Annotated in this window: 19 protein-coding genes; 9 read left to right on the top strand and 10 right to left on the bottom strand. The window is 71.1% G+C overall.

Translation table 11 applies throughout. The annotated features are described in order from the left end of the window. Positions 1-166 precede the first annotated feature (166 nt). From ACIO9K_RS32450 to ACIO9K_RS32460, 3 genes are all read left to right on the top strand, one after another. Positions 167-1,789, top strand: a complete 1,623-nt coding sequence (locus tag ACIO9K_RS32450; protein ID WP_363625185.1) for a phospholipid carrier-dependent glycosyltransferase — start codon at positions 167-169, stop codon at positions 1,787-1,789. A gap of 50 nt (positions 1,790-1,839) precedes the next feature. Beyond that, entirely contained in the window at positions 1,840-2,556 is a 717-nt protein-coding gene (locus tag ACIO9K_RS32455; RefSeq protein ID WP_363580974.1) for an ABC transporter permease, read from the top strand. Between the two features lie 327 nt (positions 2,557-2,883). Further along, positions 2,884-3,474 carry a TMEM165/GDT1 family protein gene (locus ACIO9K_RS32460; RefSeq protein WP_350878273.1) on the top strand — a complete coding sequence of 197 codons (591 nt, stop codon included), beginning with the start codon at positions 2,884-2,886 and terminating at the stop codon, positions 3,472-3,474. A gap of 17 nt (positions 3,475-3,491) precedes the next feature. Here ACIO9K_RS32460 and ACIO9K_RS32465 read toward each other — a convergent pair whose 3' ends face one another. Continuing rightward, positions 3,492-4,634 carry a peptidoglycan-binding protein gene (locus tag ACIO9K_RS32465; protein WP_400335164.1) on the bottom strand — a complete coding sequence of 381 codons (1,143 nt, stop codon included), beginning with the start codon at positions 4,632-4,634 and terminating at the stop codon, positions 3,492-3,494. A gap of 403 nt (positions 4,635-5,037) precedes the next feature. Between ACIO9K_RS32465 and ACIO9K_RS32470 the strand changes: the two genes are divergently transcribed. After that, positions 5,038-7,110, top strand: coding sequence for an MFS transporter (locus ACIO9K_RS32470; protein WP_363625181.1), 2,073 nt, complete (start codon positions 5,038-5,040; stop codon positions 7,108-7,110). Here ACIO9K_RS32470 and ACIO9K_RS32475 read toward each other — a convergent pair. Beyond that, entirely contained in the window at positions 7,107-8,159 is a 1,053-nt protein-coding gene (locus tag ACIO9K_RS32475) for a S41 family peptidase (protein WP_400335167.1), read from the bottom strand. The genes ACIO9K_RS32470 and ACIO9K_RS32475 overlap by 4 nt on opposite strands. A 49-nt stretch (positions 8,160-8,208) precedes the next feature. Next, a complete protein-coding gene (locus tag ACIO9K_RS32480; protein WP_363625177.1) occupies positions 8,209-8,733 on the bottom strand; it encodes a MarR family transcriptional regulator in 525 nt (174 codons plus the stop codon). Between the two features lie 63 nt (positions 8,734-8,796). On the opposite strand from ACIO9K_RS32480, the gene ACIO9K_RS32485 reads away from it, so the two are divergent. After that, the gene (locus ACIO9K_RS32485) at positions 8,797-9,207 is read left to right on the top strand and encodes a cupin (RefSeq protein ID WP_363625175.1); all 411 of its coding nucleotides are present in this window, start codon (positions 8,797-8,799) and stop codon (positions 9,205-9,207) included. A gap of 84 nt (positions 9,208-9,291) precedes the next feature. On the opposite strand, the gene ACIO9K_RS32490 is transcribed toward ACIO9K_RS32485, so the two are convergent. Next, on the bottom strand, positions 9,292-9,480 hold the full coding sequence (locus ACIO9K_RS32490; RefSeq protein ID WP_363580777.1) for a hypothetical protein: 189 nt from the start codon (positions 9,478-9,480) through the stop codon (positions 9,292-9,294). Between the two features lie 213 nt (positions 9,481-9,693). Here ACIO9K_RS32490 and ACIO9K_RS32495 point away from each other — a divergent pair, with 213 nt between their 5' ends. Further along, complete coding sequence (locus ACIO9K_RS32495) at positions 9,694-10,020, top strand: antibiotic biosynthesis monooxygenase (protein WP_363580788.1); 327 nt, start codon at positions 9,694-9,696, stop codon at positions 10,018-10,020. Positions 10,021-10,091: 71 nt separating this feature from the next. Here the strand turns inward: ACIO9K_RS32495 and ACIO9K_RS32500 are convergent, their stop codons facing one another. Continuing rightward, entirely contained in the window at positions 10,092-10,805 is a 714-nt protein-coding gene (locus ACIO9K_RS32500) for a creatininase family protein (protein WP_363625173.1), read from the bottom strand. 17 nt (positions 10,806-10,822) lie between these two features. Beyond that, positions 10,823-12,106, bottom strand: coding sequence for a hypothetical protein (locus tag ACIO9K_RS32505; protein ID WP_363625171.1), 1,284 nt, complete (start codon positions 12,104-12,106; stop codon positions 10,823-10,825). A 159-nt stretch (positions 12,107-12,265) separates the two neighbouring features. Between ACIO9K_RS32505 and ACIO9K_RS32510 the strand changes: the two genes are divergently transcribed. Then, positions 12,266-12,739 (top strand): ATP-binding protein, encoded by a 474-nt coding sequence (locus ACIO9K_RS32510; RefSeq protein ID WP_363628596.1) that lies wholly within the window; start codon positions 12,266-12,268, stop codon positions 12,737-12,739. Positions 12,740-12,992: 253 nt separating this feature from the next. Then, complete coding sequence (locus ACIO9K_RS32515; RefSeq protein WP_363625167.1) at positions 12,993-13,223, top strand: hypothetical protein; 231 nt, start codon at positions 12,993-12,995, stop codon at positions 13,221-13,223. A 150-nt stretch (positions 13,224-13,373) separates the two neighbouring features. Here ACIO9K_RS32515 and ACIO9K_RS32520 read toward each other — a convergent pair whose 3' ends face one another. From ACIO9K_RS32520 to ACIO9K_RS32530, 3 genes are all read right to left on the bottom strand, one after another. Next, the gene (locus tag ACIO9K_RS32520) at positions 13,374-14,021 is read right to left on the bottom strand and encodes a M15 family metallopeptidase (protein ID WP_400335171.1); all 648 of its coding nucleotides are present in this window, start codon (positions 14,019-14,021) and stop codon (positions 13,374-13,376) included. 98 nt (positions 14,022-14,119) lie between these two features. Continuing rightward, positions 14,120-15,295: a macrolide family glycosyltransferase gene (locus ACIO9K_RS32525; RefSeq protein ID WP_400335173.1), complete on the bottom strand. Its 1,176-nt coding sequence runs from the start codon at positions 15,293-15,295 to the stop codon at positions 14,120-14,122. A 761-nt stretch (positions 15,296-16,056) separates the two neighbouring features. After that, entirely contained in the window at positions 16,057-16,542 is a 486-nt protein-coding gene (locus ACIO9K_RS32530) for an NUDIX hydrolase (RefSeq protein WP_363625161.1), read from the bottom strand. A gap of 1,069 nt (positions 16,543-17,611) precedes the next feature. Here ACIO9K_RS32530 and ACIO9K_RS32535 point away from each other — a divergent pair. Continuing rightward, a complete protein-coding gene (locus tag ACIO9K_RS32535) occupies positions 17,612-18,118 on the top strand; it encodes a hypothetical protein (RefSeq protein ID WP_363625159.1) in 507 nt (168 codons plus the stop codon). A gap of 369 nt (positions 18,119-18,487) precedes the next feature. On the opposite strand, the gene ACIO9K_RS32540 is transcribed toward ACIO9K_RS32535, so the two are convergent. Then, entirely contained in the window at positions 18,488-22,192 is a 3,705-nt protein-coding gene (locus ACIO9K_RS32540) for a ricin-type beta-trefoil lectin domain protein (RefSeq protein WP_400335175.1), read from the bottom strand. Positions 22,193-22,430 lie beyond the last annotated feature (238 nt).

Raw genomic sequence — 22,430 nt, forward strand, 5'->3', positions numbered from 1 at the left:
GCCGATCGAACAGGCGTGTCGACGGGCGCCGACCGGGTCACCTGGTCGGCGCCCGTCGCGCTTGGCTTCGCGACCACCGCCACATAGTGTCAGTGGCTGTTGGCCGCCCGGCCCGGTCGGTACAGGAGACCCGGCCGGCACAGGAGACAGGCGAATCGGCGAGGCAATGACGCAAGCGGCGCTCACGCACCCCCCGGCGGCCCAGGCCCCGGCCCCCGCCGCCCCGGCACCGGCCCGGGGCCGGCTGCTCCGCCTGCCGGCCGACTGGTCCGGCTGGCTCGGGCCGATCGGCGTCGCGCTCTTCGCGGGCCTCCTGCGGTTCTGGAACCTCGGCTACCCCAACGCCTTCGTCTTCGACGAGACGTACTACCCCAAGGACGCCTGGTCGCTGCTGCGGCAGGGCTACGAGGGCAGCTGGCCGGACCACGCCAACGCCGACGTCCTGGCCGTCCCGCAGCACATCCCGCTCACCTCCGCGCCCGAGTTCATCGCCCACCCGCCGCTCGGCAAATGGGTGATGGCGATCGGCGAACAGCTGTTCGGCCTGCACCCCTTCGGCTGGCGGTTCATGACCGCCCTGCTCGGCACCGTCACCGTGCTGATGCTCGCCCGGATCGGCCGCCGGCTCTTCGGCTCCACCCTGATCGGCTGCACCGCGGCCCTGCTGATGGCCGTCGACGGCCTCCAGCTGGTGATGAGCCGGGTCGGGCTGCTCGACGGCATCCAGATGTTCTTCGTGCTCGCCGCCTTCGGCAGCCTCCTGATCGACCGCGACCACGTCCGCGCCCGGCTGGCCGGCATCACCGACGGCGACGGCGACCGCGTCCGGCTCGGCCTGCGGCCCTGGCGGATCGCCGCCGGGGTGCTCCTCGGCGCCGCCTGCGCCGTCAAGTGGAACGGCGCGATGATCCTCGCCGCCTTCGGCCTGCTGACCGTCCTGTGGGACCAGTCCGGCCGACGCGGGGCCGGCGCCCGCCGCCCCTGGCGCTCGATGCTGCGCCGCGACGCCGTCCCCGCCTTCCTCGCCATGGTCGGCTCCGCCCTGGTGGTGTACGTCGGCGCCTGGGCCGGCTGGCTCGCCAGCGGCGGCAACGGCGAGGGCGGGTATGACCGGCACTGGGCCGACGGCCGTCCCGGCCTGTCCCCGGACACCTTCCTCGGCGTCCCGCTGCCGCAGGTGTCGATGAGCTGGGTGCCCGCGCCGCTGCGCAGCCTGTGGCACTACCACTCGCAGATGTACGACTTCAACACCGGGCTGAGCACCCCGCACACCTACCAGTCCAACCCCTTCAGCTGGCTGGTCGTCGGCCGCCCCGTCTCCATGTACTGGGAGCAGGTCCCGAACGGGCAGCACGGCTGCACCGCCACCGGCGGCTGCGCGTCCCAGATCCTCGGCCTCGGCACCCCGCTGCTCTGGTGGACGGCCTGCTTCGCCCTGGTCTACCTGCTGTGGCGCTGGTTCTTCCGCCGGGACTGGCGCTCGGGCGCCGTGCTGTGCGCCGTCGCCGGGATCTACCTGCCCTGGTTCCAGTACCAGGAGCGGACCGTCTTCTCCTTCTACATGGTCGTCCTGGTGCCGTTCCTGTGCCTGGCCGTCGCGCAGATGCTCGGGGCGATCCTCGGCCCGGCCGGATGCAGCCCCGAACGCCGCCGGATCGGCGCGGCCGGCGCCGGGCTGATCGTGCTCGCCATCGTCGCCTGCTTCGCCTTCTTCTACCCGCTGTACACGGCGGAGGTGATCCCGATGACGTCCTGGCAGGACCGGATGTGGTTCACCAGCTGGATCTGACACCGGTGACCCTGTCCGCCGCGGGCGGCCAGCTGCTACCCGTCACCCCGATGCTCGGGGTGGTCACCGCCGCCCTGCTGCTGGCCGCCGTCGCGGTCGCCGGCCGGGGCCTGCTCGGCCACGGGCACGCGGTGCTGCGGGCCGGACTGCGCGCGGTGGTGCAACTGGCCGCCGTCGCCGCGGTGATCAGCTGGGTGGTCGGCTCGCTCTGGTGGTCGGCGCTGTTCGTGCTGCTGATGTTCACCGTCGCGGTGCGCACCGCCGGGCGGCGGATGACCCCCGGCCCCGGCTGGGTCTGGGCGGCCGCGCCGATCGGCGCCGGCGTGCTGCCGGTGCTCGCCCTGCTGCTGGCCGTCGGGCTGCTGCCGGCCAAGGGCCTGTCCGTCATCCCCGTCGCGGGCATCCTGATCGGCGGCGCGCTCACCGCCACCTCGCTGGCCGGGCGGCGCGCCCTCGACGAACTGCGGCAGCGCCGCGGCGAGGTGGAGGCGGCCCTGGCGCTCGGCTTCGAGGACCGCGACGCCCGGCTGGAGATCTGCCGCACCGCCGCCGCGACCTCGCTGGTGCCCGCCCTCGACCAGACCCGGACGGTCGGCCTGGTCACCCTCCCCGGCGCCTTCGTCGGCATGCTGCTCGGCGGCGCCTCGCCCGTCCAGGCGGGGGCGGTGCAGCTGTTCGTGCTGGTCGGGCTGCTCGCGGTGGAGTCGGTGGCGATCGTGGTGGTGCTGGAGCTGGTCGGCCGGGGGCTGGTGAACGCGGGCTGGTGAGCCTGGGCTGGTGAACGCGGGCTGGTGAGCCTGGGTTGGTGAGCGCGGGGTACCGGGCCGGGGCGGGTGCCGGACGGGGGCGGGGACCGGGCCGCCTTGGGTGCCGGACGCGGTCGGGTACCCTTGAGCACGTTGAAGGGGAGTAGCCCTCCACCGGACCGTCGACATACTGGCCCTCACGGGCCCGGCGCCCGGGGCACCCGATCCTCCGGGGTCGGTGCCGGCGAGACCTTCGGCCGCAGTGCTGTGACCATGACCAGTGCTGTCGGGCCGAAGCGTCCCCTGACGGACCTGCGGAGGCCGGGCAGCCCGACCGAGGGACCCTTTCTGATGAGTTTGACCGTGGCCGCGCTGACGTTCGGCATCATCTTCCTGGCCGAACTGCCGGACAAGACCGCGCTGGCCAGCCTCGTACTCGGCACCAAGTACCGTGCCAGCTACGTCTTCGCGGGTGTCGCCGCCGCGATGGGCGTTCAGGTCGTCCTCGCCCTCGCCGCCGGGCACCTGCTCTCGCTGCTGCCGCACCGCTGGGTGGAGGGCGTCACCGGCGTGCTGTTCCTGGCCGGCGCGGCCATGCTGCTGTTCCACGGCGGGGGCGACGACGAGGAGGGGCACGCCGCCAAGGAGCCGTCCTCGAACAGCTTCTGGAAGGTGGCCGGGGCCAGCTTCGTGGTCGTCGCGGTCGCCGAGTTCGGTGACCTGACCCAGATCATGACCGCCAACCTGGCCGCCAAGTACGCCGATCCGCTGGCCGTCGGCCTCGGCGCCTGGCTGGCGCTGTGCGCGGTCGGCGGGCTCGCCATCGTGGGCGGGCAGAAGCTGCTCAAGTACGTGCCGATGAAGCTGATCATCCGGGTCGCGGCGGCGATCATGGTGGTGCTGGCCGGCATCAGCATCTTCGGGGCGATCACCGGCTGATCCCTTGTTCGCGGGGCTCAGCAGCCCGGGTCGGCCTCCAGGGCGGCCCGGGTCTTCGGGCCGTAGACGTAGGTCTCGCCCTTGATCCGGTTGCTGGTCTGGTAGTCGCCGAGCACCGACCTGGTCCAGAAGTCGAAGGTGCCAGTGATCATCGACTTGTCGACGTATCCGCACTCGGCCGCCCACAACCGCTGCTGCATGTCCTTGACGTCGGCGCCGGTCATCCCGATCTGGAGCACCCGGGTGGTCGGGGTCGGGGTCGGGGTGGGGGTCGGCGTCGGAGTCGGCGAGGGCGTCGCGGTGGTGGGGGTGGGCGTGGGTGTCGGGGGTGCGGTCGGGGCGGAAGCCGGGGCCGGGGGAGCGGCGACCGGGGCCTGGGTGGTCGGCGTCGGCGCCGGGGTGGCCGTCTTCGTCGGGCTCGGCTTGCGGGTGGGGGACGACGTCGGACTCGGCGCCTCGCTGGTCGGCGGCGGGGTGGCCGGGTCCGTCGGTGCCGGGGCGGTCGGCTCCACCGGCGCGGGCGCCAGGGTGGTGGGCAGCGGCTGCGCCTGCCGGGTCGTCGGCGCGGGCGAGGGCGTCACCGCGTACGCGATGCCGATGGTGAGCGCGACCAGGCCGGCGCCCACCCCGGCCAGCAGCAGCTTGTGCCGGGCCAGCGGGTTCTGCGCGGCCTGCTCGGCGGCTCTGCGCGCGGCCCGGCCGCCGACGGGCTCCGGCTCGGGCCCGGGCGTCGCGTGGTCGAAGGGGAAGACTCCGAGGTCGCCGCCGGACGCGGCCTGCGGGGCCGTCGCCGCCGCGTAAGCGCCCGGCCCGGAGGCGGGCACCGGCGGCAGCACGGTGGTGGCGTAGGCGTCGGCGTCCGGCCCCAGCGGGGGAACCACGGGCGGGGCAGCGGCGGGCGGGGGCGCGGCGGGGTGGACGGGGGCCGGCTGTCCCGGGGCGACCGGCGGCAGGACGGCGGTCGCGAACGGGTCGACGGCGGGGACGTCCGCCACGGGCTCCTCGGCGACCTGGCCGACCGCCTGCGGCACGTACGGGCGGACCAGCGGCGGGCCTTCGAGGTGCGGGAGGACGGCCGTCTCGGTGAGGCTCGGGTCCGGGACGCAGCCGCACCCGGTGGAGCGTGCGGTGCCGCACGTCGGGCAGTGCTGGTCCGGCATCGGCCGGTCCTCCTCGGTTCTCGGGCGGTCTCCGTGCCCCGGGGCGGTTCCCGGGCTCACGATCGCGCCTGATTATGCAGGACGTCCCGGAGGGGGGACAGGGGCGTCCGGACCCGGGCGGGGGTGTTGTGCCGGTTGGTGGCGGTTGTCTCCCGAGGAACGGTCGGGGGGCGGCGGATGTCCCCGGTGCCGGCGGTCGGGTCGGTGCGGTGGGTGTGGTCGGCTCGGCTCGGTGCGTCCTGGGTCGGCAGGCCCGGAGGGTCCGCTCGGGCAGGCCCGGAGGCTACGTTCGGCTCAATCCGGGGGAGCAAACCAGGGCATTTCTGACAGCATGGTGAGCTGGGAGTGATCATCCGCACGGGCCCGCCGCCTCGGCCGGGGCCCGCGACCCTACGGAGCCGCCATGACGGACTCGCGCGCCGCGTCCGACCGCAGCCCGGCGTACGAGCCCGGCCCGCCGGAGGTCACCACCCCCAACCTCTGGGTGCCGATCGGCGCCCTGCTGCTGGCGATGCTGCTCGCCGCCCTCGACCAGACCATCGTCTCCACCGCGCTGCCCACCATCGTCAGCGACCTCGGCGGCCTGGACCACATCTCCTGGGTGGTCACCGCCTACCTGCTGGCCTCCACCGCCGCCACCCCGCTCTGGGGCAAGCTCGGCGACATGTACGGCCGGAAGCGCTTCTTCCAGGCCTCCATCGTGATCTTCCTGCTCGGCTCCGTACTCTGCGGCATCGCCCAGAACATGGGCGAACTCATCGCCTTCCGCGCGCTGCAGGGCCTGGGCGGCGGCGGGCTGATCGTGCTCACCCAGGCCATCGTCGGCGACCTCGTCTCCCCCCGGGACCGCGGCAAGTACCAGGGCCTCTTCGGCGCCGTCTTCGGCGTGACCAGCGTCCTCGGGCCGCTGCTCGGCGGCCTGTTCGTCGACAACCTCAGCTGGCGCTGGGTCTTCTACATCAACCTGCCGATCGGCATCGTCGCCCTGGTGGTGATCGCCGCCGTCCTGCACGGGCAGGAGGTCAGGCGCCGGCACCGGATCGACTACCTCGGCACCGTGCTGATCGCCGCCGTCGCCACCTGCCTGGTGCTGATGACCTCCCTCGGCGGCACCACCTGGGGCTGGACCTCCTGGCAGATCGTCGGGCTCGGCGTGCTCGGCCTGGTGCTGCTGCTCGCCTTCGTCCTGGTCGAGCGGACGGCCAGCGAACCGGTGCTGCCGCTGCGGCTGTTCCGCTCCCGGACGTTCAGCCTGGTCGCGGTGATCTCCTTCGTGGTCGGCTTCGCGATGTTCGGCGCCCTCACCTACCTGCCGACCTTCCTCCAGGTCGTCATGCAGGTCTCGCCCACCCTGTCCGGCATCCACATGCTGCCGATGGTGCTCGGCATGCTGTTCACCTCGATCGGCTCCGGCCAGATCGTCGCCCGCACCGGCCACTACCGGATCTTCCCGATCGCCGGGACGGCCGTCACCACCGTCGGCCTGCTGCTGCTCTCCCGGCTCGACGAGCACAGCAGCACCACGGAGATGAGCCTCTACTTCCTGGTCTTCGGCCTCGGGCTGGGCCTGGTCATGCAGGTACTGGTGCTGATCGTGCAGAACTCCGTCGGCTACCAGGACCTCGGCGTCGCCACCGCCGGCGCCACCTTCTTCCGCTCCATCGGCGCCTCCTTCGGCGTCTCCATCTTCGGCACCCTGTTCGCCAGCGGGCTGCGCGACCGGCTCGCCGACGCCCTCACCGGCCTGCCGCTGCCGCCCGGCTTCCACCCCGAGGCCGTCACCTCCGACCCACGGGTGATCACCCGGCTGCCCGCCGTCGCCCAGGAAGCCGTCCACCACGCGTACGCCGAGTCGATCACCAGGGTGTTCCTGTACGCGGTGCCCGTCGCGATGGTCGCCTTCGTGCTGTCGCTGTTCCTGCGCGAGCAGAAGCTGCGCTCCACCGCCACCGCGCCCGACCTGAGCGGATCCATCGGCCTCAACCCCGTCCAACGCTCGTCGCTGGACGAGATCGCCCGCGCGCTCTCGGTGCTGAGCTCCCGCGAGGCCCGGCGCGACCTCTTCCGGCGGATCACCGAGGGGGCCGGGCTGGACCTCCAACCCGCCTCCAGCTGGCTGCTGTTGCAGATGCACCACCACGGCTCGGTCGAGCCGGCCGAACTCGCCGAGCGGCGGATCATCCCGATCGCCGTCATCGAGAGCGCCGTCCGGGAAGTCGAGGGCCGGGGCCTCGCCGTCCGCAGCGGCGGGCTGCCGCTACGGCTCACCGAACCGGGGGCGGAGGCGGCCGTCAAGCTGGTCGCCGCCCGGCGCTCGCAACTCGCCGACCTGCTCGGCGACTGGGACGAGCAGCAGTACGCCGACCTCGCCGACCTGCTCACCCGCCTCAGTTCCACCCTCTGCGCCGACCGGCGCGACCGCCCCGACCGACCGGCCCACGAGCCGCCGTACCGGGGCGAGGGGCGGTCGTTCTAGCCCGCCTCGCAGGGGGTCTGGTGGGAGAGCCAGGTGACGGCGGCGGCGAGCGTGGGGTCGTCGTCCTTGCGGGGGTCGGCCGTTTCGACCGCCTCGTCCGGCTCGATCGGGCCCTCGTGCACCCTGCCGGTGCGGTCGGCCTCGGCGGCGCCGGTGAGCAGCAGGACGGCGCCGTCCGACAGCCGGTGGGCGGCGTTGCCGGTGGGCACCCCGTAGGTGGGCTGGCCGAAGCTGCGGGTGGCCGGGCGGCCGATGAAGGCGATGGCGACCGCCTCGCCCGCGCTGCCGGTCGCGCGGCCGGTGAGGACGGCGACGGGCGTTCCGGGCGTCTTGTCGTGGTGGGTGGGCGCCTTGTCGTGCTGGGTGGCGGGGGAAGCCTGCGGGGCGTCGTCCAGGTACGGCACGCCGTCGCGGACCGACCAGGTGCTGCGGGTGCCGTCCGCGGTGACGAAGGCGCCCAGCGGGCCGTCGCCGAGGACCGGCGCCGCGACGGCCAGCGGGGCCCACATCCCGCCCCCGGTCTCGTTGCGCAGGTCCACCACCCAGCCGCAGGCGCTCGCTTCGGCGACGGCGGCACGGCCGCGGGTGACGTACTCGGCGTAGGTGCGCTCCGATCCGTTCACCGCCGGGAGGGTCAACTGGGCTATTCGGCCGGGGAGTTGCCGGGTGGTCGGGGCGTTCACTGCCTCCGGGTCGGCGTCGACCCTCGCCGCCTGGTCGGGCGGGTAGAAGCGGCTGTGGTGGTCGTCGAGGGCGGTGACGGCGGCCCTGATCGCGGTGTGGGTGTCGGCCGGGGTGCGGGCCGTGGCCGCCTGGGCGAAGGCCTGGGTGCGGAGCTTCGGCCAGTCCACCTTCGCGGTGTTGAGGGACTTCTGCTGGATGAGGTCCAGGGCCTCGGAGAGGTAGCCGCGGGCCTCGGGGGACATGTGCTCGGGGGCTGGTGATTCGGGGGCTGGCGACTCGGGGGTCGGTGACTCGGGGGCCGGCGAGGAGCACGCCGCGAGCACCAGTACGGCCGCCGCCGCAACCGTCCGTCCCAGCCGCCTCATCCGCTGCCCCCTCCGCTTGCCCCTGGTTCGTGTCGCTCCTGATCCTCCCTCACGGACTCCCGAACCAGCGAGGGGTGTCGAGGCGGAACGGGTCGCCGGGGGCGAGCAGGCGCAGGGCCGTCTCCACCTCGCGCAGGCGCTCCTCGCCCAGGGTGGCGGACCACTCGGCGCGCAGCTCGTCGAAGATCCGGGCCGACCGGACCAGGCAGTCCACCCCGCGGGCGGTCAGCCGGACCACCTTGCGGCGGGCGTCGGCCGGGTCGCCGCCGCGCTCGACGTAGCCGAGCTGCTCCAGGTTCTCGACGGTCTTGCCGGCGGCCTGCTTGGAGACGCCGAGCCGGCGGCCGAGTTCGACGGCGGTGGTGCCGTGCGGTCCGATCGCCTGGAAGACGAAGCCGTGCATGGGCCGCAGGTCGGGGTGGCCCTCGCGGGCGATGCGCTCGTGCAGCTCGTCGATGATCGTCCGGAAGGCGAGCAGCAGGCGCAGCGGCAACTCGAAGCCGGGCGGGGCGGGTTCGCTCGTGGGTGCGCTCGTGGGTGCGCTGGTGGGTGTGCTCGCGGGCTCGCTTGACATAGGTAGACAACCTCATTGACCATATAGACAACGCCATTGACCATCTTAGGGGGTTCCCTCGCCATGCCCGTGATCCGCCACACCGACGCCCGTCGCACCGAGACGCCGAACGCCGTCATGACCACCTACGCCTCACCCACCCAGGGCTCAACCGCCCTCGCCCTGTGGCAGGTCGACATGACGGCCGGAAAGAGCGGCCCGCTGCACGCCATGGACGTCGAACAGATCTGGACGCTGCTCACCGGCACCGCCACCGTCGCCCTCCCCGACGGCCCGGTGCCCCTCACCGCCGGCGACACCCTCGTCCTCCCCGCCGACCTCGCCCGCCAGATCACCACCGCCGACGGCTTCACCGCCATCGTCGCCGGCCCGTCCCCCGCCCACGCCTACAACCCCGACGCCGTCACCCCCGAAGGCGCCTGCGGCCTCGCCCCCCGCGACGCCGAGCGCCTCCTCCCGCCGTGGATCGCCTGACCCGCGAGGCGGTACGGCGGTCCGGGCACGGGTACGGGGACGGTCGAGGGCCTACCCCTGACCGTCCCCGCCCGGTCCTCGCCGCTACTTCCGGTCGTCGATGTCGTCCTGGAGGTCGTCCAGGTTCTGCTGACCCTGCTGTTGGCCCTGCTGCTGGGTCTGGGCGGCCTTCTGCTGGGCGTCGTCCCCCTTCGGGGGCTTGCTGCCGAGGCGCGACTTCGCCTCCTCCTCCAACTGCTCGGCCTTGTCCCGGAACTTGTCGCCGATACCCATGGCTGTGCCCCATTCGGTTGGATTTCGGGTTCTCCAACCAGGCTTGCACGCACCTTCTCCGCCTGCACTTCGGGCAAGTTGCCGCAGAGCGTCACGATCGACAGGCCCCGGATCGCCCGACCCGCACGGTGTGAGGTGTAGGAGACTGCTGACCGCAGACAGTCACCGGACCGGCGGCCGCACCCGCGGCCCCCGCGGAGCAGAAGGAGCGGCATGTCCGTCGTCAAGATCAACGTACTGACGGTTCCCGCCGAGCAGCGGGAGGTCCTGGAGCAGCGCTTCGCCTCCCGCGCCGGCGCGGTGGAGAACTCGGACGGCTTCGAGTGGTTCGAGCTCCTCCGCCCCGTCGAGGGCACCGACCAGTACCTCGTCTACACCCGCTGGCGCAGCGAGGAGGACTTCAAGGCGTGGATGGAGGGCCCCATGCAGGCCGCCCACCGCCCCGCCGCCCCGGAGGGCGAGGCCCCCAAGCGCCCCGCCGCCTCCGGCTCCACCCTCTGGTCCTTCGAGGTCGTCCAGTCCGCCGGCCCCAAGGCCTGACGCCTCACTTCGCGGTTGTTCGCTTTTCCCTTCGGGCCCTTCCCCAGCCGGGGCAGGGCCCGAAGTGCCTCTCAGCCGCCCACGAGGATCGAGAGATGCGCGGCGGCAGATTGGGACAGGCTGTCGAGGAGGGCTCGGCCCTTCGCCGCCGTTCCGAGGGAGGGCTGCCCGATGATGCCGTTCTTCGTGTACCCGGCCATGCCGAGCGTGAGCAGGTGCGGGCGCTCGGGGGCGGAGTGGTCGTCCTGCTCGATGCCGTCGCGGATGAGCTCCGGGGCGCCGTGAAGGAGGAGCGACACCTCCAACTCGCCGCCGTGCATGTCCTCCGCGCCGCTGCTCACCAGGCCCGCCGCCTCGCGGGCCTGGTGCCAGTCCTCGCGGACCGGGAAGAGGGCGACGCGCGGGCCGGAGGTGTTGGCCTCCTGGACGACGTTGGAGAGGACGTAGTTGCCCCCATGGCCGTTCACGATGAGCAGGCCGGGAACGCCGGACGCCTGGAGCGACTTCCAGATGTCGTTGACGACGGCGTAGAGCGTGGCGGCGCTGATGCTGACGGTGCCGGGCATGTGGGCGTGCTCATGCGAGCAGGACACCGTGATGGGCGGCAGGAGCAACAGGCCGTAGTCGGCGGCGATCCGTTGGGCGATCAGGCCGGCGACGACGGTGTCGGTGGTGAGCGGCAGATGGTCGCCGTGCTGCTCGAAGCTGCCGACCGGCAGTACGGCGATCTTGGCGCCGCGCCGGCGTTCGTCCGCGGAGGTGGCGGCCGTGATCAGTGCGTCCATGGCCCCACCCTCTCTCATCAGCCTGTCGCAGGTCGAGAGGGCGCCGTGCCGCTCATCAGCTTCAACCGGCCGGTGAAGGTGGCGACTTCGGCCACGGTGTTCCACCGCCGGAGGGCCTTGTCTGCGGCGGACAGTTCCGCCATCGCTCGCGCGGACTCGGTGTCGATGGCGATCGACAGCGCGCGGTCCGCCGCCGCGGCAGCCTGCTCCGGCTCGCCGGACACCGCGTAGGCGCGGGCGAGCCGGGAGAGGTACACACCTTGGTCGTTGCGGTACACCGGAGGGAGCGCCCGGAGCTCGGCCTCGAACATGGCCACCGCCGTGAGCGGGTCACCCAGTTCGAGCAGGCAGTTCGCGCGCTGCATCTCGATGTACGTCGGCGTGCAGTAGGCCATGTCGAGGACATCGTCGCGGTGCTTGTCGTCCGGTGACGCGGCCAGCTCGTGGGCCTCGTCGAACTTGGCCTGGGCGAAGCGCTGGTTGCCCATGAGCGCGTGCCCTTGGGCCTCCTGCTGCGCGGCCAGGGCTCGGATGCGCGGGGTCGCCCCGGGTGAGCGTTGGGCGGCGCGTGCCAGCCCGACGGCCTGCTGCGCGTTGCGGCGGGCCGTCGCCTGGTTGCTCTTCCTGAACAGGAGGTAGGCGGCCATGACGTCGTCGCCGGACTCCTGCGCCCACTCCATGGCGCGGTCCGACCAGTACATGGCCTGGTCGAAGTCGCCCAGGTCCTGGTTCAGCCAGCCCAGGAACTCGGCGGTCCGGGCACCGATGGTGAGGATCTCGGCCCTGGCGCTCCCGTCGGCGGATCGCTGGAGACGGTCGAGTACTTCGACGTGCCGGGTGACCGGGTCGAGCGCGTGGCGGGATCCCAGAAGGTTGGCGGTCCTGTAGTGGCCGGGCATCACCTCGCGGAGGTGGCAGGCGAAGAACTCGGGGTCGACGGGCGGGCTGGGCCTTGCGGCGGCGAGATGGGGCTCGATCACACAGTGCTTTGCCTGGGGCGGCGCAGTTGCTTGCTCCCAATCCCGGGTGGCCAGGCCCACCATGTGACCCGGGATGTGGAGGCCGTCCGCGATGCGTTCGACGAGATCGATCTTCTCGATCCGCCGCTTCCCAGCCATTACCTCGCCGACACGGCTCGGGGTCAGGTCGCAGGCTCGCGCGATGAGCGACGGGTAGACGCCGACCAGTTTGAGCAGCCGGAATACGGCGGCGAAGTCCCGCTGTCGGCACGCGGCGATCATCTCAGGATTGGCGAGCAGACCTGATGGAAGCCGGTCCGGAAGGCGAGCTTCGGTCACCATTGCCCCCGCTGTCGATCAGTTTTCCCTGAAGCGAAGTTGATTGTCAGTGAGTTTATCCACCTTGGGTATTCAGCCTGGGTACGTCGACCGCATCGCCTCCCGGCAACCTGGAGCCACGGGCCGGAAGACCCGTTCCGGCCGCTGTCGAGCATCGGGAGGGTGGTGCACGTGATCAGCTCGGGAGAATCCCGGGACGACGCTGAGTCCAATGAGTCGGGCGCCGGGATAACCACGTTCGGGGCGATGCTCACCCGGCACCGTAAGTCCGCCGGCATGGCCAGGGACCACCTCCGGAAGTTCCTTGCGGAGGTTCCCGACGGCGCGGCCCTCGCGATGGACGGGCAGCTCGTGCTCACCGAGTTGGTGTCCAATGCCGTGGTCCACGGGCGGGTTTCGCCGGGGCGGGAGATTGCTGTCCGGTTCGAGCTGACCTGCGGCCATCTTCGCATCGAGGTGCACGACGCGAGCAGCGAGAAGCCGACGATCCGGCGGTCGACCGTGTCCGACGAGCTGTCGGGGCGGGGACTGTTCCTGGTGGAGGCCCTGTCCGTGGAGTGGGGTTGCGCGCCCCGCCCCGAAGGCTTCGGAAAGATCGTCTGGGCCTTGGTCGGCCCGGGAAGCGGTGCCAGATGAGGAACGGTCGGGCGTTCGGATCGGCGGCGACGCGATGCCTCTACTGCGGTGCGGGCCTGCGGAAGGCCGTGACGCGGAACATCGTGGTCAACGGACAGACGGTGGGCGTTCACATGTGGCACCCGCGCCGTGCGGGGGAGGTGTCGGCGCGATGACGGCGTTTCGGGATCACGACGGGACGGAGCCGGTTTCCGCCGGCGGGGAGGCGGGAGCGGCGTCGTGCCCGTTTCCGGTGGTGGTGGAGATCCGCGGCGTGACGGAACCCGCACGCTTCTCCCGGCTTCCGGACGCGTTGGCGGCGCTCCTGGGATCGCTCCGCGCCCTCCCGCTCAGCACGGATCAGCAGGACTACTTCACCGAGTTGTTCGGCCCGTCCGCCGTGCAGAAGGTCGGGCATCGGCTGGCCACTTTCGGCGAGGTGCGGACGCTGGCGTTCGTCGGCCTGACCCCGCACCTGGTCCGTCTCCACCCGGCCGAGTGGTGACCGTCGGCTAACGGCTCCGGGTCTTACGGATCACCGGGTAGCCAATGCGCCCCGGGGCTTCCGAGCCCCGGGGCGCTCTGGGTGGCCCGTCCTGTCGTCGGCGGGTCGGGCGGAGCTTGCGGCGGGCGTGGGAGGGCAGTCGCGTGAGGGCTATCGGTGTTGGGGGCCGTAGAGGGCGGCGGGTGCGCCTGTTGTGAGGGCCCAGTAGCGGTCGCCGTAGGACCAGTGCCACCACTCGGTGGGGTAGTTGACGAGGCCGGCGCGGGTGAGGGTGTGGCTGAGGAGTTGCCGGTTGGTGCGGGCTTCGGGGGAGAGGTCGGCGGCGTCGGTGTAGCACGCTCCGGCGCTTTCCTCCGGGTTGGCGTTGACCCGGGTGCCGAGGTCGAGTTCGTGGCCGTCGGCGTCGGCCAGGGTGAGGTCGACGGCGGCGCCGGCGCTGTGTGGTGCGATCCCGGGCGGGGAGACGTAGCGGCTCGTGGCCGAGCGGAGCTGCGCGGCCGGCCAGTTGGGGTGCGCGGCGCGCAACTCGGCGGCGTAGTCGTCGAAGTAGCGGCGCTGGAGGGCCGGCGGGCGGTAGCCCTCGACGAAGAGCAGCCGCAGGCCGTCCGGGAGGTGCGATTGGGCGTCGAGGAGCCGGTCGAGCACGCCGGACCGCAGGTGGGCGAACGCCCCGGTGTCGTCGTGCTTGCGGTCGTCCAGCAGGAGTTCGTGCTCGCGTACGTCCAGGAGACGCTCGCCGCAGTCCTGGACGGGGACGGCGGCCACCTGCGGGTCGGACATGAGGATGATCTCGGTCAACAGGGTCTCTTGGGGAGGAGGGAGCGGCGGTGCGGGCCCGGCGGCCGGTGCGGTGTCCGCCACCGCCCCGGGCGGCGGGGCGGTGGCGGACGGGTGGTTCAGATGAGGGCGGCCTCGACCAGGTCGGCGGCCCTGGCCGCGCTGCCGCCGGCGCGGACCTCGCGGCTGAGCTCGGCCAGCCGGGCGGTCACCGCCGGATCACCGGTCAGCTCCAGCACGGCGGAGCGCAGCGCCTCCGGGGTGGCCTGGGGGGTGTCCAGCCGGCGGGCGACGCCGAGTTCGACCAGCCGGTCCGCGTTGTCGAACTGGTCGGCGGCCTGCGGTACCGCGACCATCGGCAGCCCGCAGTACAGGCCCTCGCTGCACCCGCCCATTCCGGCGTGGGTCACGAACGCGTCGGCCTGCTGGAGCACGGCGAACTGCGGCACCCACTGGTGCACTTCGATGTTGGCCGGGATCGTACCCAGTTCGGCCGGGTCGGTTGCCTGGCCGACCTGGAGAACGACGTGCCAGCCGGGCAGGTCGCCGAAGGCCTCCAGGCACGCGCGGTAGAAGTCGGGCTGGTGGGTGAAGGTGGAGCCGAGCGAGACCAGCAGCACCTGCTGCGCCCCCTCCGGACGGGTCCAACCGCCCTGGTGCTCGCGGGCGCCGAGGCAGGGCCCGGCGAAGGAGAAGATCTGGGGATCGACCAGCTCGATCTCGGGCTGGAGCACCCGCGGGATGAGCGCCAGCCCGCGATCCGGGCGCAGCATGTACCCGAACGGTTCGCCCGCCGGCACGCCGTTGTCGGCGAGCCACTGCGCGAACCGTTCCGGGATCTTCTCCGCCTCCAAGGCCTCCCGCGCCATCTCGAAGCGCGCCAGGTGGGAGTCCTCCCGGATGATCATGGACGGCGAGATCAGCATGGACGGCACGCCCCAGCCGTCGGCCAGCGCCCGGCCCGCGTACGCCATGAAGTCGTACAGGACGAGGTCGGGCCGGTCGTCGTGGAAGGCATCGCGCAGTCGCGGCAGCATCGCCTGCGCCTCCTCGAAGATCATGGTGTGCACGCCGGCCCCGATGTTGGGGTCGACCCCGCCCTTGGCGATCGGCAGGGTCGTGTCGTGGGGCACGAGTCGGGCGCCGGTGGATTCGATCTGCCCGGCGAACGACGGGTCGTTGACATAGCTGACCCGGTGGCCGCGGGCGACCAGCTCCCGCATCACCTCCAGGCTGGGGTTGACGTGGCCGTGTGCCGGGATGTTCACCATGGCGATGTGTGCTGGTCGGGACATGTCGGGCCCTCTCCTCGTATGTCGCTAGGCGTCCTGCGTTCGGCTGGCTGACTTGTCGTCAACTCGCCTTTCAGAACAGTACGTAACGTTTTCCATCGCCGCTGTGACGGGGGATACGGTTCGGCCGAAGATTGGTGGGTCCGGCGGCAGACGCTGCGCGACCTCGCGGACGGCGCGTGACGACGCGGCGCGGAGCCGCCGTCTCGCAGGACGGCTGGATCTCGGGATCCAGGGCCTGTTGCGAAAGTGTTGGCCGGCACTGGTTGTCAGGGTCCGGGCATGGCGCGTTTGGAGATCGAGATATCTGCCCCGGAGAGTCATGTCGAGAAGGTGATCGATGCTCTCCAGGCGGCCGGCGCGGGGCGGGTGGGCGACTACGCCCGGTGCGCCAGCCTCTGGCGGGTCACGGGGACATGGAAGCCCTTGCCTGGTTCTCGGCCCTACGACGGTGAAGTGGGCGATACGAGCCGGGCGAGGAGAGCAGGGTCGAATCCGTTTGCGATGCCGAGCGGGCTGAGGCTGTGCTGCGAGCGGTGCGCGCGGCTCATCCGTATGAGGAACCGGTCATCCACTTCCTGCCTTTGTGCGAGCCGGGCCTCGAACGATGACCGAGCCAGTCATGGCCACTCGTCGATGGCCACGACCGGCGTGGTTACTTCGGGGCGGACGGCGAGCTTGCTGTATGGAGTCGCGACGGCTCGGTGCCGCAGGTCGGCACGCACGACACTCCTACTCGCATCCAGTGGTTGCTGGGGGTGCCGTCAGAGGATCCCTGGCTGCGCGTGCGGCGCGCCGTGCTCAAGGTAGGCAGTCTCGCCCTGTGCCCGGGCGGCGTATGCGGCGTGGACTCGGCGGGCGAGCCGGGGGATGAGGAGCGCGTCGAGTTGGTCGACGTGGTGAAAGGAGTGCGCGCCGATCTCGACCTGGTCGACGGTGATGCGGTCGAGTTCGGCGGCCGGGAGAATCCCTCCGTCGAAGACGAAGAGGAGCTTGTCGCCCTCGGCGGGGTGGGGTGCCCAGTCGGCGACGAGCAGACGGCCGACGGGCGGGGTGATGCCGAGCTCTTCCGCGACCTCCCGGGCCGCGCCCTCGCTCGGGGGCTCGCCCGCGTGCAGGTAGCCGCCTGGGATTTCCCAACCAGGCTTGTAGGTCGGCTTCACGAGGAGGATGCGGTTCTCCTCGTCGAAGAACAGCACACCGGCTGCGGTGCGCGGCTGGGCCAGGGCTTCGTGCGGGGAGTCGGTCACGGCGAGACTGTAGTCGCCGTGACGGAATCCCCAGGGGGCTGCATCCGAGGCGTGCCCAATTCCGTTCTCCGGCTGCCTTGATCGACCCGGCGGCCCTACGCTGATGGCATGGCTGTGGATCCCGCTCTGCCCGTAGGCCGGCGCATCCAGTACTACCGGGAGCGCGCCGGGAAGTCCCGTCCGGTGTTGGCCGCGCTGACGCGGGAAGGCCCACCGCCACCAGGCGACGGGTCACCTCGGCGGGAGTAATCCCCCGGCAGCCCCCCACCCAACCACGCTCGGACCACAACTCCACAGAGGGCAAAGAATGCGCAAAGCCCACGCAGAACCCCAGTTCATGAAGGGTCCGACCCGGGCGTGCAGGGGCTGACCAGGGGAGTGGGGGCTGCGGCACTCGAAAGTCCCGTCCGACCCGGGCGTGCAGGGGCTGACCCTGATGCGCAACCAGCGGCAGGACCTGCGGATCGTCCGACCCGGGCGTGCAGGGGCTGACCGCCCTGAGGGGCTTGCCGCCGCCGTGCTCGCGGGTCCGACCCGGGCGTGCAGGGGCTGACCGCCCTGAGGGGCTTGCCGCCGCCGTGCTCGCGGGTCCGACCCGGGCGTGCAGGGGCTGACCGCTCGCGGTCGAGCTGAACCCCCAGCACAAGATGTCCGACCCGGGTGCGCAGGGGCTGACTGGCCCAACTTCCTCCGGCAGCACGCGAAAAGGAGGCCTGCGCCGAAGTGCTGACCCCTTCTCCCGGGGTGATGGTACCCGCAGGTTCGCCTGCTACTTGCCGCTCTTGCCCTTGCCGCCCTCAGCCCCCTTCGTGGCCCTCTTCTTCCCGGACTTCTCCGGAGCTTCGCCGCCGCCCTGGCCGTGGCCTTCCAGGGCCCGCAGCCGGTCGCCCCGAACCGCACGACCCGGTACGTCCTGCGCTAGCTCTACTGCGCCGAGTCGCAGCTGATGCGGGACGGGCCCGGACTGCTCCTGGGGCTCTCCGTTCGACCGAGCGTGCCCGCTACCGGGGGCGCCAGTCTCCTTGTCCGTGGCGGCGACGATACGGGGCGGCTTCGGGAGGAGTTCACCTTGGCCGTTGCCGGGCCGCAGGGTGGTGATGCGGGGCCGGTCGCCGTGGACATGGGGGACGCCGCATGCCCGGAGGTAGTGGGCGAACTGCCAGTTGCGGCAGGTGCGGAAGAGCGGGTCGTCGGCGTGGGGGTCGTCGGCGGGGATATCGGCGTCGGTGAAGGGGATGGGGCGGACGCCGTCAAGGTGGACGGTGAGGTCCTGGACGGTGAGGTCTTGGGTGTGGCCGGGGGCTGCTTCGAGGGCGAGGTGGGGGTTGTCGGCCCAGCGGTAGGGGCCGGCGGTGACGCCGCACAGGTACCAGGCGAGGGCGTGTGGGAACTCGTTGAGTTCGACGGTGGCGTGGCGGGTGGTCTCGTCAATGAGGCGCCTGCAGCGGCCGTGGAGAGCGACGGCACAGTGTCGGCTGAGGTCGATGCCGGTGACGTACTTGAGCTACAGGTGCCGATACCGACGCCCTCCCGCCTCGATGGCCATGGATGGCAACTTACTTATCCTGTCTACTAGTTGAACAAATCTATCGCTTATCTTTTATACTCATAATTGTTAGTGGCCTAACCGCCGTCCCGCTCCCGACAGGCGTCGGTTGCTGCGGTCTGTCGACGACAGCCTGCATAGCGGTCATGCAGTCGAAGGCGATGGTGTTCGAGGCCCGGCTCGCTCCCGACCGAACAGTTGGAAGGCCTGGTTATAAGCGCCCCGGCGGTGGTGTCGCAAGCCTCACCGCCGGGGCTCTGCCGCCCTTGCCTCGCACGACTGCTTTCCGTCCGGAGGGCGCTCGATACCGGTACATGCAAGCAGGGCGAGGGACCCGGAATGGCCGGTCCCCTCGCCCTGCGGTTGCTACGTCAGCTCACCTTGGTGATGGCTGACGCGTTACGGGGTACGTTCGGGTTGCAGGGTCCACTGCTGGTTGGCCTGCACGCCGGGGCAGGTCCAGATGCCGAGGCGGGTGCCCTGGTCGGTGGCCCAGCCGGGAAGTTCGAGGCACTGGCCGCCGGGGTTGTTGGCGGGGTCGACGGTTGCCGGCAGGTAGATGCGGCCGTCGGGGCGCATGCTCCACTTCTGGCCGGTGTTGCCGGTGCAGGTCGTGAGGATGACACGGGTGCCGTTGCCGAGTGCGTTGTCCTTGGTGGACAGGCACCAGCTGCCGGCGCGGATGGTGCCGTCGGTGGCGAAGCTGAACCGCTGGTTGGCGGTCTGCCAGCAGCTGTAGATGGCAACTTCGGCGCCGTCTCGGGGACCGCCTTCGGCATCCATGCACTGCCAGTTCACGGCGTTGGGGTGGACGGAGACGCTGGCGTCGGCGTAGCCGAGGAACTGCCAGTTGTCGAAGCCGTCGACCTTGTTCGTGGCACCGGTGCTGCTCTTGCCGGGGAACACGGTGATGGCGTTGCTGTTGTTGATGGCCCAGAGGTCGGGGTAGCCGTCGTTGTTGAGGTCCGCGGCTCCTATCTTCGGCTGGGCCGCGGCGCTCCAGTTCGCGCCGGTCAGGATGGGAGTGCCGGCGTCGGGCTTGGTGAGGGCGGAGTAGTCGACGGTGCCGTCGGCGTTGAAGCCGAGGGGGTAGGCGTAGATGTCGCCGGTGGTGCGGCTGCGTGCCCAGAGCGTGGTCTGGTTCGCGGTCGCCTTGGTGGCGGGGTTGGTCGTGGGCCCGTTGGCGGCGCCGGGGTTGATGAGTTCGAGGTCGTTCCAGCTGCCGGAGAGGGTGGGGATGAGGGTGGTGCCGCTGAGAAGGTTGCCGACGGGGTTGAAGACGTAGAGGTTGTTGTTCTCCAGCGTCATGATGGACGTCTGGGTGGTGAAGACCGTCTTCGTCGGGTCGCCCGGCTTGGGGCCGACTGCCTCGCCCTTGGGTGTGCCGAACGCGATCACCTGGGAGACGTTGCTCCAGTCGCCGCTGTTGTATCCGTCGCACGGCGTGGTGGTGCCGTAGACCTTGCAGGTGGTGGGGCGGCTGGGTGCCAGGGGTTGGCTCTGGTCGAAGCGTCCGGTGCCGTCGTTGGGGATGACGTAGAGGATCTTCTTGAGTTCGGCCGCGGCGCCCGTGTAGTGGACGACGAGTTGGTCGACGGGCAGTCCGGCGGTGAGGGCGCCGTGGTGGCTGATCTGGTAGTCGGCCCAGGTGGCCCCGTACTTGAGGTTGCCGGGTGCCGCGGCGGCGGGCGCGACCAGGGAGTTCGTCGGGTCGGCGGTACCGCCGATGATCCGCAGGTCGCCGTTCTTGTCGGCGAGGACGATGTCCGGCTGCTGGTCGTTGGTGACGTCACCGAACAGCGGCTGGGTACCGGGCTTCCAGGGCACGTAGAAGTTGTAGAGGGCCGGCTGGCTGTAGTTGCCGGCGTTGTCCATGGCCCACGCGTAGAGGGTGTTGGTGCCCCACTGGCGCGGCTGGTAGTCGTAGGGCTGTCCCGGCGAGAGCGTGTCGCTCTGGCCGCACTTCCAGCCGACGACCGGGGTCGGGTCGGTGCTCACCCGCACGCAGGCGACGCCCGAGGCCTGCAGACCCGCGCCCGGGGCCGGGTCCTCCGCGTTGATCGCGAACCTGCCCCAGTCGTTCATGTACTTGGCCGGGGTGGGGTTCGGGGTGCCGGACGGCGGGAAGTCGGTGGAGCTGATGCTGACACGGGGGTTGGTCCGGTCGACGCGGAAGTAGCACCAGGCGCTTTCGGGTGAGCTGAGAGTGCCGTCACCGGACTGGGCATACCAGCCGTACTGGTGGCCGTCGCTGAGCGAACCGGGTGTGACGGACTCGGCGGGGTCGTTGTAGCTGCGGCCCCACCGTCCGTCCGTGAAGGAGAAGTTGCCGTCGTTGTCGTCCCACATGCGGTAGCTGGTGTACAGGGACTGGCCGGCAGGGGAGTAGCTGTTGGCGGTCAGGTAGATGTTCTGGTTGCTGCCGATCCAGCCGGGGTTGTCCCAGGGGTGGGCGCCGCCGGTGGTGCACTCGGCGGTGCTGTTGTTCCAGGCGAAGCCGGGGGCGGGGCTGGTGCGCGGGTACCAGACGGTCGGGGTGATGTCGTAGGTGGTGGTGATGTACGGGTTGTTGGCGATGTAGTGCCGGAAACTCTTGTCGTACTCGTTGTTCATCGGGGCGATGGCGGCGGTCCACCAGGGCCACTGGCCGGCGATCGCCTGCTTCATCATGTCGGTGACGTCGACGGCCAGCGGGCCGGTGCCGGTGATCCACTGGCCGTTGACCGTCGGGCAGTTCTCCATGACGACGGTCTTGCTGTCCCCGCAGGGCTGGTCGTTCCAGCTGGTGTGCTCGTGGATGGGCTTGGGCGCCGAGTACACCACGAGCGGGGTGTTGGTGCTGGGGCTGGAGGCGCCGGTGACCTGGAAGTTGAGGGTGGAGTTGAAGATGGTCGGCGGGCTCTCGGCGCCGCCGGGCTTGGTGTAGAGCGCCGGGTTGATGCCGAATTGGAAGTAGGCGCGCTGGCGGCCCAGGTCACCGCAGTCCAGGCTCGGGTCGCTGCTGTGGTAGCCGCAGTAGCCGGTGGCCAGGTTGCTCTTCTTGTTGAAGTTCTCCGCCGTCTTGTGGTTCTCCTGGACCTCCACCGATCCTTGGACCGAGCTCGTCGCCACGAGCGACGGGTCGAGGTACCACGGGCCGGTGCCGGAGCCGAGCGCGTCCTGGTTCGGCGTCAGTTCGATCGTCGAGGACGTGACCTTGGTGGAGATCGCGGCGACGTTCGCGCCGTCGCCCGGCTCCTCTGTGGACGAGCGAATGCCGGCCGCAGGTGCTGGGTCTGTTGCGGGCGCGGCTGCGGCTGCCATGGCGGACTTCACGGTCTTGGACGCGGCGGGCGGCGTGGAGGAGTCCCATTGCAAGGGTGAGGGCGAGCGGAATCGCAGGTCGCCCTTGTCGTCCTTGACGTCGATGCGGCCTTGGTCGTCGGAGGTGACTGTCAAACCCTGGGCGGTGATCGGAAAGCGCAGGGTCTTCAGTGCGGGGTTGACGGCGGCCTCGGGCGTGCGGACCACGATCACGTCGCGCCAGCCGCCGATGGGCAGTGCGGTCAGTTGGAGGTCGACGCCGGGCAGCACGTTCGCGTAGGTGGCGGTCGCCCCGTTCAGGACGGGCTTCGGCAGTGCGAACGGTGCGCTGACGGAGAGCTTCTTGCCGTCGGAGGTGGACACGGTGGCCATCGGCCCGCCACCGCCGCCAGAGAGGGCCAGGGCGGTGCTCGCGACGGTCGGGCTGACGGTGCCATCGGAGTTCTCACGGAGGGTGGCATCGAGGTCGGCCCAGCCATTGTCCTGCTTCACTCTGACCGGTTGGGCATTGTCAGTGGTCGTCAGCTTGCCGTCCGGGTTGGCGACGGTCTTCGACGCCACGTCGGTCAGAGCGTCGATGACGACCGGCTTGCCCGTGGACTTGGCCTTGGCGACTGCGTCCAGCACCGCCTGCTGCAGAGGTGTACGAGGCGGGGCGGGTGTGGGCGGAAGAAGTGGCGCCGCCCCACCGGCCGGGCCGTGGGTCGGCGTGGCGTCGGGTTCGACGGCCAGGGCGGTCGGCGCGGCGAGCAGACCGAGGCTCAGGACGCAACCGGTTCCGAGCGCGGTCAGGCGAGTCACACGTTTGCGTGTCGATGATGGCGGTGGCGTGCTCGTGATTGTCCGTGACGTGGTGGACATGGATCTTCGGTGAGTCCCTCCCGGTCGGCAGACGCTGCTGTGTCTGCGTTCGGATGGGAACGATGTGGCCTGGCCTGTCGATAGGTCAAACCCATTACCGCCTTGCGTAGGCATGTCCTGATACGCACCGATCGCGATTCCCAAGACTTTGCAAATTTCTCATACACGGCGGCCGAAC

It is taken from the genome of Kitasatospora sp. NPDC087271 (assembly GCF_044744605.1).
Lineage (GTDB): Bacteria > Actinomycetota > Actinomycetes > Streptomycetales > Streptomycetaceae > Kitasatospora.

Bases quoted from the DNA above. Each gene is read 5' to 3' on its own strand.
- ACIO9K_RS32475 (WP_400335167.1), bottom strand. From the start codon at position 8,159: ATGAGGCGGCTGGGACGGACGGTTGCGGCGGCGGCCGTACTGGTGCTC.
- ACIO9K_RS32525 (WP_400335173.1), bottom strand. From the start codon at position 15,295: ATGTCCCGACCAGCACACATCGCCATGGTGAACATCCCGGCACACGGC.
- ACIO9K_RS32455 (WP_363580974.1), top strand. From the start codon at position 1,840: ATGCTCGGGGTGGTCACCGCCGCCCTGCTGCTGGCCGCCGTCGCGGTC.
- ACIO9K_RS32465 (WP_400335164.1), bottom strand. From the start codon at position 4,634: ATGCCGGACCAGCACTGCCCGACGTGCGGCACCGCACGCTCCACCGGG.
- ACIO9K_RS32450 (WP_363625185.1), top strand. From the start codon at position 167: ATGACGCAAGCGGCGCTCACGCACCCCCCGGCGGCCCAGGCCCCGGCC.
- ACIO9K_RS32470 (WP_363625181.1), top strand. From the start codon at position 5,038: ATGACGGACTCGCGCGCCGCGTCCGACCGCAGCCCGGCGTACGAGCCC.
- ACIO9K_RS32490 (WP_363580777.1), bottom strand. From the start codon at position 9,480: ATGGGTATCGGCGACAAGTTCCGGGACAAGGCCGAGCAGTTGGAGGAG.
- ACIO9K_RS32485 (WP_363625175.1), top strand. From the start codon at position 8,797: ATGCCCGTGATCCGCCACACCGACGCCCGTCGCACCGAGACGCCGAAC.
- ACIO9K_RS32500 (WP_363625173.1), bottom strand. From the start codon at position 10,805: ATGGACGCACTGATCACGGCCGCCACCTCCGCGGACGAACGCCGGCGC.
- ACIO9K_RS32495 (WP_363580788.1), top strand. From the start codon at position 9,694: ATGTCCGTCGTCAAGATCAACGTACTGACGGTTCCCGCCGAGCAGCGG.
- ACIO9K_RS32480 (WP_363625177.1), bottom strand. From the start codon at position 8,733: ATGTCAAGCGAGCCCGCGAGCACACCCACCAGCGCACCCACGAGCGCA.
- ACIO9K_RS32505 (WP_363625171.1), bottom strand. From the start codon at position 12,106: ATGGTGACCGAAGCTCGCCTTCCGGACCGGCTTCCATCAGGTCTGCTC.